18 protein-coding genes, 1 tRNA gene and 1 pseudogene are annotated in these 15,019 nt (G+C 71.0%); 9 read left to right on the top strand and 11 right to left on the bottom strand.

Annotation, left to right across the window (positions count from 1 at the left end; all coding sequences use genetic code 11):
• Window positions 1-957 carry a phosphotransferase family protein gene (locus tag LT971_RS06140; protein ID WP_237005970.1) on the top strand — a complete coding sequence of 319 codons (957 nt, stop codon included), beginning with the start codon at window positions 1-3 and terminating at the stop codon, window positions 955-957.
• 48 nt (window positions 958-1,005) lie between these two features.
• Window positions 1,006-3,441, top strand: coding sequence for an ATP-dependent DNA helicase (locus LT971_RS06145; protein ID WP_237005971.1), 2,436 nt, complete (start codon window positions 1,006-1,008; stop codon window positions 3,439-3,441).
• Window positions 3,442-3,482: 41 nt separating this feature from the next.
• Here the strand turns inward: LT971_RS06145 and LT971_RS06150 are convergent, their stop codons facing one another.
• On the bottom strand, window positions 3,483-4,457 hold the full coding sequence (locus LT971_RS06150) for a Gfo/Idh/MocA family protein (RefSeq protein WP_237005972.1): 975 nt from the start codon (window positions 4,455-4,457) through the stop codon (window positions 3,483-3,485).
• A 77-nt stretch (window positions 4,458-4,534) separates the two neighbouring features.
• On the opposite strand from LT971_RS06150, the gene LT971_RS06155 reads away from it, so the two are divergent.
• Complete coding sequence (locus tag LT971_RS06155; protein WP_237005973.1) at window positions 4,535-4,723, top strand: HEWD family protein; 189 nt, start codon at window positions 4,535-4,537, stop codon at window positions 4,721-4,723.
• Window positions 4,723-5,244 carry an acyltransferase gene (locus LT971_RS06160; protein WP_237005974.1) on the top strand — a complete coding sequence of 174 codons (522 nt, stop codon included), beginning with the start codon at window positions 4,723-4,725 and terminating at the stop codon, window positions 5,242-5,244. The genes LT971_RS06155 and LT971_RS06160 overlap by 1 nt, the downstream gene beginning before the upstream one ends.
• On the opposite strand, the gene LT971_RS06165 is transcribed toward LT971_RS06160, so the two are convergent.
• The 4 genes from LT971_RS06165 to LT971_RS06180 all read right to left on the bottom strand — a co-directional run bounded on the left by LT971_RS06165 (window position 5,241) and on the right by LT971_RS06180 (window position 7,971).
• Window positions 5,241-5,921: a hypothetical protein gene (locus tag LT971_RS06165; protein WP_237005975.1), complete on the bottom strand. Its 681-nt coding sequence runs from the start codon at window positions 5,919-5,921 to the stop codon at window positions 5,241-5,243. The genes LT971_RS06160 and LT971_RS06165 overlap by 4 nt on opposite strands.
• Entirely contained in the window at window positions 5,921-6,706 is a 786-nt protein-coding gene (locus LT971_RS06170) for a mechanosensitive ion channel domain-containing protein (RefSeq protein WP_237005976.1), read from the bottom strand. Before LT971_RS06170 ends, LT971_RS06165 begins: the two co-directional genes overlap by 1 nt.
• A 1-nt stretch (window position 6,707) precedes the next feature.
• A complete protein-coding gene (gene dacZ, locus LT971_RS06175; RefSeq protein WP_237005977.1) occupies window positions 6,708-7,520 on the bottom strand; it encodes a diadenylate cyclase DacZ in 813 nt (270 codons plus the stop codon).
• Between the two features lie 367 nt (window positions 7,521-7,887).
• Window positions 7,888-7,971 (bottom strand) — tRNA-Leu (locus LT971_RS06180).
• A 208-nt stretch (window positions 7,972-8,179) separates the two neighbouring features.
• Between LT971_RS06180 and LT971_RS06185 the strand changes: the two genes are divergently transcribed.
• Window positions 8,180-8,491: a transcription initiation factor IIB family protein gene (locus tag LT971_RS06185; RefSeq protein WP_237005978.1), complete on the top strand. Its 312-nt coding sequence runs from the start codon at window positions 8,180-8,182 to the stop codon at window positions 8,489-8,491.
• A gap of 36 nt (window positions 8,492-8,527) precedes the next feature.
• On the opposite strand, the gene LT971_RS06190 is transcribed toward LT971_RS06185, so the two are convergent.
• The 5 genes from LT971_RS06190 to LT971_RS06210 form a co-directional block, all read right to left on the bottom strand.
• Entirely contained in the window at window positions 8,528-9,013 is a 486-nt protein-coding gene (locus LT971_RS06190) for a phosphopantetheine adenylyltransferase (RefSeq protein ID WP_237005979.1), read from the bottom strand.
• A gap of 39 nt (window positions 9,014-9,052) precedes the next feature.
• On the bottom strand, window positions 9,053-9,592 hold the full coding sequence (locus LT971_RS06195) for a winged helix-turn-helix domain-containing protein (RefSeq protein ID WP_237005980.1): 540 nt from the start codon (window positions 9,590-9,592) through the stop codon (window positions 9,053-9,055).
• 108 nt (window positions 9,593-9,700) lie between these two features.
• Complete coding sequence (locus LT971_RS06200) at window positions 9,701-10,783, bottom strand: glutamate--cysteine ligase (protein WP_237005981.1); 1,083 nt, start codon at window positions 10,781-10,783, stop codon at window positions 9,701-9,703.
• A 79-nt stretch (window positions 10,784-10,862) separates the two neighbouring features.
• Entirely contained in the window at window positions 10,863-11,498 is a 636-nt protein-coding gene (locus LT971_RS06205) for a fibrillarin-like rRNA/tRNA 2'-O-methyltransferase (RefSeq protein ID WP_237005983.1), read from the bottom strand.
• Window positions 11,495-12,328, bottom strand: coding sequence for an NOP5/NOP56 family protein (locus LT971_RS06210; RefSeq protein WP_237005984.1), 834 nt, complete (start codon window positions 12,326-12,328; stop codon window positions 11,495-11,497). Before LT971_RS06210 ends, LT971_RS06205 begins: the two co-directional genes overlap by 4 nt.
• A gap of 324 nt (window positions 12,329-12,652) precedes the next feature.
• On the opposite strand from LT971_RS06210, the pseudogene LT971_RS06215 reads away from it, so the two are divergent.
• From LT971_RS06215 to LT971_RS06230, 4 genes and pseudogenes are all read left to right on the top strand, one after another.
• A pseudogene (locus LT971_RS06215) lies at window positions 12,653-13,117 on the top strand (sensor histidine kinase); the annotation flags it as partial.
• A gap of 25 nt (window positions 13,118-13,142) precedes the next feature.
• Window positions 13,143-13,724, top strand: a complete 582-nt coding sequence (locus LT971_RS06220) for a DUF2391 family protein (protein ID WP_237005985.1) — start codon at window positions 13,143-13,145, stop codon at window positions 13,722-13,724.
• Window positions 13,725-13,796: 72 nt separating this feature from the next.
• Window positions 13,797-13,970: an HVO_2753 family zinc finger protein gene (locus tag LT971_RS06225; protein WP_010902845.1), complete on the top strand. Its 174-nt coding sequence runs from the start codon at window positions 13,797-13,799 to the stop codon at window positions 13,968-13,970.
• Window positions 13,971-13,972: 2 nt separating this feature from the next.
• Window positions 13,973-14,239, top strand: coding sequence for an elongation factor 1-beta (locus LT971_RS06230; RefSeq protein WP_237005986.1), 267 nt, complete (start codon window positions 13,973-13,975; stop codon window positions 14,237-14,239).
• Between the two features lie 15 nt (window positions 14,240-14,254).
• On the opposite strand, the gene LT971_RS06235 is transcribed toward LT971_RS06230, so the two are convergent.
• Window positions 14,255-14,938 carry an MBL fold metallo-hydrolase gene (locus tag LT971_RS06235; protein WP_237005987.1) on the bottom strand — a complete coding sequence of 228 codons (684 nt, stop codon included), beginning with the start codon at window positions 14,936-14,938 and terminating at the stop codon, window positions 14,255-14,257.
• Window positions 14,939-15,019: the final 81 nt, after the last annotated feature.

Below are 15,019 nucleotides of genomic sequence, written 5' to 3' on the forward strand. Positions count from 1 at the left end.
GTGACCGACGCCCTCCACTCCGCCGCCAGCGCGGCGTTCCCGGACCGCACCATCGAACGCGTGGCCGAGCAGGACACCCGGCCGGGGAACGAGACCGCACTCGTGACGCTGGCCGACGGCGGCCACGCGTACCTGAAGACGGCCACCGACCGCACGTACCGACTGGTGCGGGAGATTGCGGCGACGCAGTACGCCGCCGAACACTGCTCCGTGGCCGTCCCGGCGGTGCTGGCCGCCGATGCCGACGGCGACCGGCCGTACCTCGCGACGGCGCCGCTGGATGGGACGGCGATGACCGACGTGTGGCAGGACGAGGACGTCGACCGCGAGTGGCTCGCCCGCGAGGCGGGTCGCGCGCTCGCCGGCGTCCACGAGGCCCGGTTCGACGCGCCGGCTCAGGTCGTCGGCGGCGACGCCGAGGGCCTTGAACTCGAGGCGGGCTCGTGGACGGACGTGCTCGTGTGGACCGTCGAGGAGCGCGCGGACGACTGGTGGGCCGAGCGCTTCTCGGACGTCCCCGGACAGGTCGTCGACGTCCTGGAGGACGCGCGGCCGCTACTCGACGGTGCGCCGGCGGCGCTGCTCCACCTGGACGCCGCTCGACCGAACGTCCACGTCGACCCGCCGGGGCTGCTCGACTGGGAGCGGGCGGTCGTCGGCGACCCCGCCCTCGACGTGGTGGACTCCGTCGCCAACAACTTCGACCAGCCGGACGTCCCGGACGACGAGTTCGACAGACTGCGGGACGCCCAGTTCGCGGGCTACCGCGAGCGAGCGGGCGGTCTCCCGGACGGCCTCGCGGAGCGACGGCCCGTCTACCGGCTGTTCACGTCCCTCCTCGCGCCGCAGGCGTTCGAGGACTGGTCGGCCGACGTGGACGTCTCCAGCGACGAACTGGCGGCGAACGTTCGGGCGGAACTCGACGAGCGAATCGGCGCTGTCCGGGACGCGCTGTAGGCCCGGCTTCCGAGGGTTCTTACCCGAGGCCGCCCCACCGACTACCGAATGGGCGACGCCGACGACGCCGCCGCCGACGCCGGGGAGCCGTGGCGCGAGTTCTTCGGGTTCGAGGCGCCGTACGACCAGCAGGCAGACGCCATCGAGGCCGCCGTCGACGCCGGGGACAGCGACGGCTTCCTCGCGATGGAGGGGCCCTGCGGGACGGGGAAGACGATGGCTGCGCTGACCGCCGGCGCACACCTCGTCCGGAACACCGACAGCTACGAGCGCGTGCTGGTGGTGACGCCTGTCAAACAGCAACTGGAGCAGTTCGTCGCCGACCTCCGGACGATGAACGCCAGCCTCGACGAGCCGCTGGACGGCGTGGCGCTCGTCGGGAAGCGCGACCTCTGCCCGTACGAGCGGGAGGGGAAGTTCCCCGACGAGTCGAGCGTCCACGACCGCTGCGAGGACCTCCGGGAGTCGACCGCGGGGCTCGTGGACGCGGACGGCGAGGGCGGCGAGTTCGACGGACAGGACGCGAGGGAGTTGACGGAACTCCGAGCGGCGGACGCGCTTGACGAGCCGTGGTGGGACCCCGTGAAGGGCCGGGACCTCGCGCGGTCGGCGCGCGCCGACGCCAGCCACACGCTCTCCGAGAACCCGCTGCGGACGGACGGCGCGGACTCGCCGTACGTCCCCCACCAGCCGACCGCGCCCGAGGACTTCTCAGACGGCGACGACGCGCCGCTGTTCTGTCCGTTCGAGGCCGACTGGTACGGCCGGAACAAGGGCTCGCCGGTCGGCTTCGAAGCGGGCCGGCACAACGTCGTCACGAGCGAGGACGTGTTGCCGACGAGCGTCGAGCACGGGACGTGCCCCCACCGGGTCCAGCAGGTGATGCTCGACCACGCGGACGTCGTCGTCGGGAACTACAACCACCTCTTCGACCCGCAGACGCGGGGGCTCACCGAGCACCTCGTCGACGATTCGACGTTCGTCGTCGTGGACGAGGCCCACCGGCTGGAGGAGCGCGTCCGCGACCTGCTCTCCGACCGGGTCGGTCGGCACACGCTGGCTCGCGCCCGGAACGACTGCCGGACGCTGCTCACGCAGGCCAAACAGAGCCGGGAGAACCGCCAGGAGGTCGAAGACCGGCTCGCCAGCCACGAACTCTCGCTGGACGCGGTCGAGGTGATGGTCGAGTTCCTCGGGGACGTCCTGGAGTGGCTGGACGACCGCGTGGCACAGTACCTCGCCGAGGAAGGGTTCGACCCCGAGTTCGCGGCGTCGCTGCCCGAGCGCGACCACGAGGTACCGCTGCGCGACCCCGAGACCGAGCGGCCGGACGACCTCACGCAGTGGGCCGAACGGAACGGCCACACTGGGGACACGTGGCGGTCGCTGGCTGCTGTCGGGAGCACCGTGCAGGCGATTCTGGAGGACGAGGGCGACCGGTCGGCGGTGGCGGGGCCGGTCGGCATCACGCTCCAGCGGTGGTGGGAGCGCGACCACGCGACGTACTTCCGCGAGATAGAGCTGGAGCACGCACCCAAGGACTCGGGGCGGGCGGGCGCGAAGTGGGCCGAGGCGTACACGCCGGCCCTCGTGATGTTCAACTGCATGCCGGCGCGAGCGCTCCGGGAGACGCTGTCGGAGGTGGGCGGTGGCGTGTTGATGAGCGCGACCCTCGAACCGCTGGACGTGTTCCGGGAGGTCGCGGGGCTGGACCGGCTCGAGGCGGGCGCGGGCGACGGCGACCCCCGGCCCGTCGTTGAGCGGCGCTACGACCTCCGGTTCCCGGCCGAGAACCGCGCGAGCTTCCTCGTCGACGCCGCGCCGTTCACCGCCCACAACCGCGGCGACCCGGAACCGGACAACGACAACCGCACCCGCGACGAGTACCGCTACGTCCTCCGGACCGTCGCCCGCCAGCCGGGCAACGTCCTCGTCTGCATGCCGAACTACCGGGAGGCGGCGTGGGCCGCCGACTACCTCGGCGGCGACGGCGTCGTGGACAAGGACGTGCTCGTCGACGAGTCGTCGTCGAACGAGGCGACCGACGACCTCAAAGCCGAGTTCTTCCGGGGCGAGGGGAAGGTACTGGTGACGAGCACGCGCGGGACGCTCACCGAGGGCGTCGACTACGACGGCGAGAAGCTCGCGGCCTGTCTGGTCGTCGGCGTCCCGCTTGTGAACGTCGGGTCGCCCCGGGTGCGGGCGGTCCGGCGGGCGTACGCCGACGCCTTCGGCGAGGACCACGCCTTCGAGTACGCGCTGACGGTGCCCGCGGTCCGGCGCGCCCGGCAGGCCATGGGTCGCGTGATTCGCGGCCCCGAGGAGGTCGGCGTGCGCGTGCTCGCCGACGGCCGGTACGTCGAGGGCGCCCGCCACTCCGTCTTCGAGTATCTCGGCCCGGGCGAGCGGGCGGAGTTCACGAGAATGACGCCGGAGTTCCTCGGCGACCAGCTCGACGCCTTCTGGGCCGACCACGACGCCTGACGGCAGCAGCGACGCCGGCGAAACCAGTGCGCCCGGCCCAGTTACAGCGGCACGGAGCCGTCGGTGCGCGCGGCCTCGTAGAGCGCGTCGATGGCGCGCATGTTCGCGACGGCCTCCTCGCCGTCAGTTCGGGGCTGGTCGCCGGATTCGACGCAGTCGGCGAAGTGCTCTACCTCTAATCGGTACTGGTCGACGGGGTCGAACTGCTCCTCGACGGTCTTCCCGTCGGTCCCCCAGCGCAGGACGACGCCGTCGCCGTGCGTGGGGTTGAATGCGTCCTCGACCTCCAGCCAGCCGTCGGTGCCCTCGACGCGGTAGGACTGGTAGTTCCGGGACTCGAAGCTCGCCTCGACGGTCGCCGTGCCGCCGTCGGCGAACTCTAGCGTGCCGGCGACGCTGGTGTCCACGCCGCAGTCGCGGGCGTCGTGGACGCTGGCGTCGGCGGCCACCGGCTCCCCGAGGAACTGGCGGGCGGCGTTGACGGCGTAACAGCCCACGTCCATCAGCGACCCGCCCGCCAGCGCCGGGTCGAGGCGGACGTCGTCGGACCGGTCGCGGGGCAGCGGGAAGTTGAACGCGGCGTGGACGTGCTGGACGTCCCCGAGGTGGCGCTCGGCGACCTCGATGGCGCGCTCGGTCCGCGGGTGGTAGCGGTACATGAACGCCTCCATCAGCGTGACGCCGGCGTTCCGGCAGTGCTGGACCACCTCGACGGCCTCGTCGGCGTCGCTGGCCAGCGGCTTCTCGCAGAGCACGTCCAGTCCCTCGCTGGCGGCCCGGCACGTCCAGTCGGCGTGCAGGCTGTTCGGCAGCGGGACGTAGACGGCGTCGACGTCCGCGTCGAACAGCGCGTCGTAGTCGTCGCAGACGACCGGTACGTCGTGGCGGTCGGCGAACGCCGCGGCACGCTCGCGGTCCCGGGAGGCCACCGCGTGAACCTCGTGCTCGGAGGCCCGGATGGCCGGGGCGACCGCGACGTCCGCGATGTTCGCCGTCGAGAGGATGCCGAATCGCACGACTCCACGAGGACGTGCCAGCCCCCTAACTGTTTGGACCGCAGGCCTCAAGCCACTCCGGGTGCTGTCTGGCTGCAATGACAGAAATTCGCACACCCTCGGAGCGGGAGTGCACGCGCTGCCAGCGACACGAACGATGGAGCGACGAGGACGAGCAGTGGCGAATCGACGGCGACGAGGCGGGAGACGTCCACTGCGTCCACGACTGGGACGTCACCGGGACGTTCACGACGGTACCCGGGGACGCGCCGGACCACGAGGCTTGATGACGGAGGGGGGCGAAGCCGACAGCGTGCCCACCCGCCACGACCGCCTCGACCGACACCAGACGCCCGACGGCGGGAACTCCCTGTGGTTCTGGACTGACGCCAAACACCCCCTGCGGGTCGCCGTGAACTACGTCGCCATCGTCCTCGCCCGCATCTCGCCGAGCCTCAAGCTGAAGAACTGGCTGCTCGCGAGCATCGGCGTCACCGTCGGCGACGGCGTCTCGTGGGGGCTGGAGTCGACGCCGGACGTCTTCTGGCCGGAACTGGTCACGGTCGGCGACGAGGCCATCGTCGGCTACGACGCGACTCTGCTGTGCCACGAATTCCTGCAGGACGAGTACCGCACGGGCGAAGTCGTCGTCGGCGACCGCGCGATGATCGGCGCCGGTGCCGTGGTGTTGCCCGGCGTCGAGATCGGCGAGGGCGCGCAGGTCGCCGCGAACTCGCTGGTGGCCGACGACGTCCCGCCCGGCGAGACGGTCGCGGGCGTGCCGGCAGAGCCTGTCGACTCCGACTAGCGCGGGGGTTCGTCGCTACGACTGCCACCGCCGCCGCCGTTGCCGTCCTCTTCTCCGCCAGTGCCGGCGATCGAACCGGTATCAGGGCTCCCCTGTTCCTCTCCTCGCTCACGCTCACCGGCCGCCGTATCGCTTCGCTCCGCTGTCCCAGTACGGCTGCGTCCGCTCCCCGGGACGAGCGCGCCGACCGCCGTCAGACCGCCGAGGACCGCCAGCAGCCCGCCGAAGGACAGCGCGCCGACGGCACTCAGTGTCGCGTCGACGGCGACCCCGCCGGTCAGCGCGGCCAGCAGGAACGCCACGCCTGCGACCGCGAGCCCGTACCGGGTCACGCGGAACTCCGTCGCCGCCACCTGCCAGAACGCCCGGAGAACCGAGCCGAGGGACGCGTCGGCGACGCGGTGCTCCACGGTGCACGCCGCGCCCGCAGCCGCCAGAGACGCCGAGCCGAACGCGAGCACGCCGGCCGCGAAGTAGGCGAGGATTCCCTGCGCCGGCGACGACGGGAAGACGCCCGTCGCCGCGCCCGCGACCAGCACACCGAGCGCCCCGACGCGTCGCGTCCACGCGCGACCGCGCGTCGACGCTGCCCACGACCGCACGCCCGGTCGGCTCACGAGCACAGCACCCACCGCGGCGAACGCCACCGCGCCGAGTGCGGTGTAGAGACCGTCCATCACTGCTGCTCGTGGACGAGGACGACGCCCTGCCGGAGTACGAGGTGGTTCGGCACGACGTACTCGCGCTGTTCGGCCTCCACGTGCGTCACGAACACGTCGACCTCCTGGACGATTCCCTCGTGGTCGCCGATGGCCACCCGGTCGCCGATACCGTACGGCTCCCGCAACAGGAGGAAGACGCCCGCCGCAGCCGACGTCAACAGGTGCCGGGTCGCCACCAGCGTGAACACGACCACGGACCCGACGTAGACGGCGAACACCACGACGAGCGCGGTCACGGCGACGCCGAGTTGCGCCAGCGCCACGAGCCCGGCCACGAGGAGGATCGTGTACTTCGCCGCCATCGGCACCACCGAGACCTCCGGTAGCTTCACCGACCGCAGCCGTTCGCTCACGAACAACTCGACCCGGTCGCCGACCAGTACGCCCGCCATCAACACCACCACCGCGACGACGACCGACGGCAAGTAACTCAGCACGGGGTACCACAGCGGCGTCTGAATCGAGAACCGTGCGATGTCGAGTGCCACCAGCGCCGCCACGACGTACACCACCCAGGACGTGAACCGTGCGACGACCCGGACTGTCGTCGACCCTGCGCGGTCTACGACCTGCTCGACGCTCGTCCCCTCCACGGCCTCGTCGACGCCGAGGGCGCGAAGCACGCGCTCGTTCACGCGACCCACGAGGTACCCCAGCAGCAGCCCGAGGACGAACACCACGGCGGCGAGCGCGTACCGGAACTGCGGGCCGGTCAGTGCGTCCAGTTGCGCGGCCACCATCTCAGTACTCCTCGGGGTCCAGCTCCAGCACCAGTTCGCCGTCTTTGAACGCCCGGACGAGCCCGTCCGACTCGGAGAGCACGATGGCGACGGCGTTCGTGTCCCGCGTGATCGCGCCCGCAGCCATGTGTCGGGCGCCCAGCCCCTTCGGGATGTCTGTGCCCTCCGCGCCCGGCTCGAGGTACCGGTACGAGGACACGATCTTCCCCGAGTCCGAGATGACGAACGCGCCGTCCAGCCGCGAGAACTCCTTCAGCATCACGTTCACGATGGGGTCGCCGACGTGCACGTGGCTCTTCTCGAAGGGGTTGTACGACAGCGGCCGGCTCTTGTTCATCACCTTCCCGGCGTCCCCGACGACGAACAGCGCGCCGACGGGCTCGCCCTTCTGGCCCTTCCGTCCGAGCTCGATGGCGACCTCGAAGACGTCGCGGATGACCCCCGGCTCCCCGCGGGAGTTCGCGAACAGGTCGTACACCCCGGAGTGGTCCGAGTCGTCCGCGCGCGTCCGGGTCACCATGTCGATGTCGTCGCCGAACAGCGGCGCGGCACACCCGAGTTCGTCGCCGTCGGTCACCACGCCCTCGCTCAGCGCGCCCTCGACGCCGAACCGGATGCGTTCGCGCACGTCGTCGAACTCCAGTGGCAGCTCCACGAACTCGTCTGCGTCCACGGTGTTCTCCTGGGCCACCACCACGACGGCCGTGTCCTCGAGGTCGGTCGCGCGCTCGTAGTACGCGCCGCTCGGCGAGAACAGTAACAGCACGTCGATGCCCTCCACGATGTCCCCGACGAGCTCCGGTGGCCGACTCATTTACTGGTACCTCTCGCCGCGCGCATAAAAAGGATGCCGGCCCGTTCGTCTGACGCCCGCACGACGACCAGCACTGCTCCCACTGTGAACGGACGACTCACTGGTAATCGCTCGCCTGCCCTGATTGGGGTCGAAGACGAACTTGGCAGGTCCGGATTCGACACGGCGACGGGTTCGGTTCGTTCGTTCGTGCTCACGGCTCGCGCTGCTCGCCGTTCGCAATACGCAGACGCTCACTTCGTTCGCGCCTCGCAGTGCGCGGGACCGGATTTGAACCGGAGGAAGACTCGCTGCGCTCGTCTTCCAGAGTTCGAATCCGTGCCTGCTCCATCCTTCGCTTTCTCGCTCCGCTCGAAAACTCGGTCAGTGCGCGGGACCGGATTTGAACCGGCGGACCCCTACGGGACAGCGTCCTAAGCGCTGCGCCGTTTCCTGGCTTGGCTACCCGCGCGCGTACTCCGGTACCCGGCAGACGCAAAAAACCGTTGCGCTCCGCTCCGGGGACACCGAGGGCGTCCAGCGAGCCCAGACCGAGCAACGCGAGGCCGGCCAGCACGACGGTAGCGACGGCCCACGCGCCGACGCCGACGAGGCCGGCGCGCCGAATTACTGTGGATTGCCGGACGAAGGTTTACGTCGGAGCCGACGAACGGTGTGGTATGTACCGTGCGGGCGACGAGTTCGAGCAGCGCGAGTGGCTGGACGAACTCGAGGCCGTCGCCGACGAGCTCGAACTGGACGCCGAGGCTCGGTCGACCGCCAAAGACCTGTTTCTGTCGACCGCCGAGAGCCCGGCGGAGCGCTCGAAGCCGGCGGCTGTCGCGGCGAGCATCTACGCCGGCGCGCTCATCGCCGGCGACCAGCGCAGCCAGACCGCCGTCGCGGACGCCGCCGGCGTGTCGCGGCTCGTGGTGCAGGAGCGCTGGAAGCCGATGCTGGAGCGAGCGGGCTTCGACCCGCCGACGTGGTAGACCGGTTCGACGTCCGTTCCCGAGACGGGCAGAAGACTACTGGGGGGTGCGGCCGTCGCGTTCGGGCGTCAGGTTGCCGTGTTCGTCGATTTCGCCCTTCACGATGCGGGTCGAGGAGATGATGTCGCCGTCGTCGGCTTCGACGTGGTCGACGACCTCGATGTCGAGGGGGCCGGTTCCGTCCTCCGCGCGGAGGTCGTTGATGCGCTGGCCGCCGTCCTCCGTCTCCGGGGAGACGACGAGTACGTCGAAGTGCGGTTCGGTGGCGATGCCGGTGGGCGACTCGAGTTTCCGAATTCGGTAGTCGCGGCCGTACTCGTCGGCGAGGGCGGCGAGTTCCTCGTCGAGGTCGGCGCGGCGCGCGTCGAACGAGCGGACGTACCGGTCGACGTGCCGGGTCTCGGCCGCCAGGTCGTCGCTGGTGAGGCCGACGGTCACGTCGCCGAGGTCGAACGCGCGCTCGAAGAGCTTCCGGTGGCCGTCGTGGATCGGGTCGAACGTGCCACCGAGAGCGACGTTCATGTCCCGCCGGTCGGTCCGGGCGCGTTTAGCAGTTTGGATTCAGGCGCCGTCGTCGCCGTCTTTCCGGTGGTCGGCGTCCGCGTCGTCGCCGTCGCTGGAGCTGTCCTCGACTTCGATGCGGACCGGCGCGTCATCCGTAGCGTCGCCGCCGGTGGTGCCGGCGTCGACGTCGCGGTCGAGGCGGTCGTCGAGGTTGAACACCGTGTTGAGCTCGTTCTGGACGCGGCCGACCGCGCCGGAGACGAGGTCGCTCGGCGGGATGGCGGTGTACTCGTAGGGGTTGTTGCCGGCGCCCTCGGCCTGTCGTTTGCGTCGCTCGACGACGTCGTCGTCCGCGAGCTCGGCCAGTGCCTCCCGCACGGTCGACGGGTAGAGACCGGTGCCGTCGGCGACCTCTTCGCTGGTGCTCCAGGGGTGCTGGCGGAGGTAGACGAAGATGCGAGCGCGGGTTTCGGTGTCGAGCAGCCAGGCGAGAATGTCGACGACGCCCTGGTCGAACCCGGAGACGGCGCGGTCCTTGCCGTCCTCGAGACGGTCCCGGGGGGAGGCTCCGTCGTCGTCAGGTGTGTCCTCGGACATGCGTTGTTTCGTCTAGGACAAAAGCGACGAGCGGATGAAAAACCCTTCGTCGTTTCAGACGCCCGACGGCGGGCGAGTTCGGGGTCCGTCGCCGCACTCGCGTGTCCGCTACAGCACCAGGGACTCGTAGAGCGCACGCTCGCCGTCGGCCTCGAGGACGCTTCGCTGACGCTCGCTGCCCGACTCGGCATCGTAGACGTCCCGGATGCCGGAGACGCCGAGTCGCTCGCACTCCCGGTCGACGACCTCCCCGAGGTCGACGGTGTCGGCGCCGTCCCGCGCCACGAACGACGCGTCGTGGCCGTGCCGCGTCGCCCGCCACTTGTTCTCGTCGAGGAGTTCCCGGCGCAGGCCGTTCTCGGCGAACGGCTCGGGGTGGTCCTCGAAGCGTTCGGCGAGGTCGGTGACGAGCGCGTGCGAGTACTCCACGAACGCCTCCACGACCTCGGGGCTGGCCTGCGCGTCGGGCGCCCGCACCTCGACGCTGCCGTGGCCCGAGTGGGGGCGGACATCGTACCAGAGCTCGCCGCGGTCGTCGATGCTGCCGTACTCCACCATCCGGCGCTCGAACTGCTGGAAGTCCTCGTAGGAGTCGAACGCGGTCGGCATCCCGGTGTTCGGCAGCCCCTCGAAGATCTTCGCGCGGGCCGACGCCAGCCCCGTGTCGAAGCCGTTCCAGTACGGTGAGTTCGCCGACAGCGCCAACATTACGGGCGTGTGCCACCGCAGACGGTTCGCCACCCAGACCGCCTTGTCCGGGTCGTCGACGCCGACGTGCACGTGCAGGCCCGCCGTCGTGTTCCGGTGCTGGGGGTACTGGATGCGCTCGAGCTGCGACCGGTACCGGGGCTTCTCGGCGTGCTCGTGCTGCCGCCACCGCGCCCCCGGGTGGAGCCCTGCAGCCGCAATCCGGAAGCCGTGCTCCTCGGCGTACGCCACCAGCGCCGCCCGCACGTCCCGAATTGCCGCCGGCGCCGCCCCGGGGCCGTCGAGCTTCGGCGTCTGCGTCTCGATGACGAACTTGAACAGCTCGTGGTCCAGCCGGCCCTCCAGCAGCTCCGGCGGCTCGCCCTCGTACACCAGTTCGTCGCTGCCGGCGGTGGGCACGCCGCGCTCGTCGACCACGAAGAACTCCTCCTCGACGCCCAGCGTCCCCATCTCCGCGAACGCCTCCGGCGAACCCACGTCCATGCTGGCCCGAGCTTTCAGTTCGAGCGCGTAAATAGTTCTGGAACCGGCGGTGTGGGTCGTCTTCAGTCTGCCGGGGGCGTCACTCCGGCGTCGCGACGACCGCGAGGTGGTCGTCGTGGAACGGCTCCATGCGCTCGGTCGCCAGCACCTCGTAGCCGTCGCGGAGCTCGTCGAGCACGCGCTCGAAGACGGCCTCGGGCGCTTCGGTCACGTCCTCACTGCGGGCCTTGATTGCGGCGACGAGGCGGCCGTCGTCGGCGAGGAACTGGCGGTTCGCCAGCGCCACGTCGGCCTGCCCGCGGGTCGCGACGTCCTGCACGATGGCGTCCAGCCCCGATTCGACGACGTGCGCGTACGTCTCGGGCTTCCGGGCGTCCTTCAGCAGCGGGAACAGCGTCTCGCGGGCTTCGGCGACGTCGAGCAGGTCTCGGACCGGCCGGGGCGCGAACTCGACGGCGTACGTCGGGCCCGCGAAGTCGGCGACGTGGCTCACGGTCGTGCCGTTCGCGGCGCCGAGGTACAGCACCCCGTCGCCGCCCGACAGCCCCGTGTCCAGGCCGAGTTCGAGCGTCGCGCCGAACTTCGAGCGGTGGGCCTCCCAGCGCCGCCAGCCGTCTACGACCGGTTCGCCGTACGACGGCTCGCCCCGGGTCGCGAGCACCTCGTCGCCCCCGTCGAACTCCCGTCGCTGCACGCCCTCGGGGAGGTCGGTCATTCCGTATCACGAGCGCGGATGCGCTCCATGCGTTCGTCCAGCTCGTCCCGGAGTTCGGGCCGTCTGTCCCCCGAGTAGTGGTCGACGCGAGCCGCAATCGAGAGCTTCCCGGCGAGCGCGCGCGACGCCGACCCCCGCTCGTCGGGGTGGGTGCCACGCACGTACTCGTGGGTGTAGATGACGCCGTGTTTCGGCGAGGGCGCGTGCCCCCGGAGGTGCGCGAACAGCGCGTCTTCGGCGCCGAGCACCTGCACGGTCCCGGAGGGCATCTTCGCCAGCTCCTCGAGGCCGCCGGCGAGCGCAATCAGGCGCGCGGCGAGCACGGGTCCGGCGAGCATCGAGAGGTTCGGCGCGACCGCCGGCGCCTGCGCTTCCACGAACTCCCGGACGCGCTCCCGCTCGTCGCCGAGGTCTGCGGCCCGCCGGCAGAGCGCGACGGCGCGCTCCTCGGCCGGGGTCTCGGGCTCGCGGCCCGCCACAGCGCGCGCGCCCTCGACGCCTCCCTCCACGTCCTCGAAGAGGCTGCCGGCCCACTCGACGGCGCGCTCGGCGACCTCGTTGGCGGCGTCCGAGAGGTCCGCCATCGCCCGGACGGCGTGCACGAGTTGCTGGTCGTCGGCGCGCTCGCGCTCCCGGACGGCCGCCCGCGTCCCCGCGAGCGTCGCCGCTCGCAGGCGGTCGTAGTACTCGGCCTCGTCGCTGGCGGCGCCGTCCGCGACGGCCACCGCCGGCCAGTCGTCGGGGGCGTCGGCCCGGCCCGTCCGGACCGCGTCACCCGCCGCGTCGGGGTTCCGGACGTCGACGTCCGCGAACCAGCCCTTGTCGGTCATGGCCGTCGATTCCCGCCGCGCGCGGTTAAACCTACCTCGCCGGAGGCGACGTGTCGGCGGCGGGACGGGTACCCGCGGCATTAACCTGTTCGCCACCGCTACTGGGTGTATCAACGAGCGATGAACGACGACCCAGCGCCGGCCGTCCACGACGAAACGGACGCTCCACCGGTCACGCTCAGGTGCGGCAGCGACGACGCCCGAGACGAGAGCGACGACTGTGTCACGGCGTGGAACGCGGCCGCGGCCGCCGCAACGGGCCGCGAGGACCTCGCCGGCGTGCGCTTCGAGGAGGTCTGGCGGACCGTCGAGACGGACGGCGTGGCACTCGACGTTCGGGCGTCACGGCGCGTGTCCGCCGACCGGAGCCGGCTCCAGCAGTTGCTGTCGAACCTCTTCCGGAACGCCGTGGAGCACGGGCCCCGAGTGACCGAGTCCACGGACGCGAGTGACCCGGCGGGAGACGAGGGTGTGGTCGTGACAGGGGAGCAGTCGGACGGGGTCGAGGGCGAAGCGAACGGCCTGCCGGGCGGGCCGGTCGCGACCGTCACGCTCGGCGACACCGACGACGGCTTCTACGTCGCCGACGACGGCCCCGGTATCCCGGAGAGCGAGCGCGAGGACGTCTTCGAGCACGGCTTCACCACGAGCGCGGACGGGACGGGGTTCGGGCTCAGCATCGTCTCGAACGTCGCAGACGCGCACGGCTGGACGGTGTCCGTCACCGAGAGCGACGCGGGCGGCGCGCGCTTCGAGTTCGCGGACGTCGACGCCGCGTCGGACCTATAAGGACCTCCGGTGTGACCGCTCGGTCATGAGCGAGCGAGCGAGCCGTTCGGACGGTTCGGGCGGGCGGGACCGGCCGGACGTCTCCGACCTCTTCGACGAACTCGAGGAGCTGGACGAGGTCGTCGACGACCCCGAGGCCCAGCGCCAGCTCGACGAGATCAAGACCCTCACCGGGAGTATTCAGGGGTCGGCGTTCGGGCAGGTCATCTACGGGTTCGACCGGCACGACGCCGCAGAGGCCGCGCTCGGCAGCCTCCTGTTCGGCATCCCGATGGCCGTCGAGGGCGGTACGAACGAGGCGGGGGAGTTCGTCGCGGCCTCGCCGTGGCTGCTGGTGGGGACCGTCGCCGCCACCGTCGCCATCGTGCATGCTGTCCTCTACGTCGCGGAGTTCCAGGACGTCCGGGTCGCGCGGACGCTTTTCGGCTTCGTGCCGCGACGGCTCGCCGGCGTGCTCGCCGTCTCGCTGGCGACGGCCGCCGTCCTGCTGGCGGGCTGGGGGCGGCTCCCCGCCGACGACCCCCCAGTCGCCGCCGCGACGGTCCTCGTCGCGTGGGTGCCGATGGCCATCGGCGCCGCCCTCGGCGACATCCTCCCGGGTTCGTAGCGTCGACGGGGTGGACGCCCGGAGCGCTGCCGAAAGACAATGGTTAAAACGCGTCCGGGCGATACCAGTTGTATGAGCGAAGCCTCGCAGGCGCGCAAGTGCGTCTCCTGTGGCATCAACATCTCCGGCACGACCGCCGCGTCGTTCAAGTGCCCGGACTGCGGCCAGCAGATTTACCGCTGTGCGAAGTGCCGCAAGCAGAGCAACCTCTACGAGTGTCCCGACTGCGGGTTCCGGGGGCCCTGACCATGAGCAAGGTCGCCGCCGTCCTCAAGGTCATGCCGGAGAGCCCGGAGATCGACCTCGACGACCTCCAGGAGTCCCTCTCGGATTCGCTTCCGGAGGGCGCGAAGATCAACGGGACCGACACGGAGGAGGTCGCGTTCGGTCTGACCGCGCTCCTGACGACGGTCATCGTTCCCGACGACTCCGGTGGGACCGAAGCCGTCGAAGAGGCGTTCTCGAACGTCGAGGACGTCGAGTCCGTCAGCGTCGAGGAAGTCGGCCGCCTGTAAGCGGCTCCAGTTCTCTCAGCTGTCGCCGCCACTGCGCAGCGACGCGTTCAGGTCGCGGATGTCGTCGCTGGTGGCGTCGGTGTACCCGCCGTGGAAGGCGAGCACGCCGTCGACGTTCAGCTCCGCGAGCCGTCCGAGGGAATCGACAGCGGTGTCCATCTTCTCCGTGAACTCCGGGTCCGGGCCGGCGAGCTCGTCGTCCTCGACCCTGAGCGCGTCGGCGGCGAGCAGTAGCCCGCGGTCGGGCAGGTACAGTGAGGCGTGGCCGTCGGTGTGGCCGGGCGTGTCGACGACCCGGAGCGGGCCGGCGTCGGTGCGGAGCTCCGTCCCGTCGGTGATGCGTACGTCGGCGTCGGCCGGCGGGTAGCCGCCTCCGCCGCCCCGCGGTCCGCGGTCGCCCTCCACGACGGGGGCGTCGCCCTTCGCGACGAGTACGGCCGCGTCGGTCTCCTCCGTGAGCGCGGCGAGGCAGCCGGCGTGGTCGCCGTCCTCGTGGGTGACGACGACGAACTCGACGTCCCGCAGCCGGAACTCCTCGTCATCGAGTGCGGCCTCGAGGTCGTCGAGGTGGCCGGGGAGCGCGGTGTCCACGAGCACCAGCCCGTCGTCCGTCTCGACGCCGGCCGGGTGGAACGTCACGTCGCGGCCGTCTCGCTGTACGGTCACCGGGAACGCGTAGACGCCGTTGGCGAGTCGCATACGGTTCCTACGACGTCAGACCGGAAAGCAGTAGGGGGCAGTCGGCGGGCCGCAGACGGGAAGAAAAACGGCAGACTGCGG

The sequence above is a fragment of the Halobacterium rubrum genome, assembly GCF_021729015.1.
GTDB classification, from domain to species: Archaea; Halobacteriota; Halobacteria; order Halobacteriales; family Halobacteriaceae; genus Halobacterium; species Halobacterium rubrum.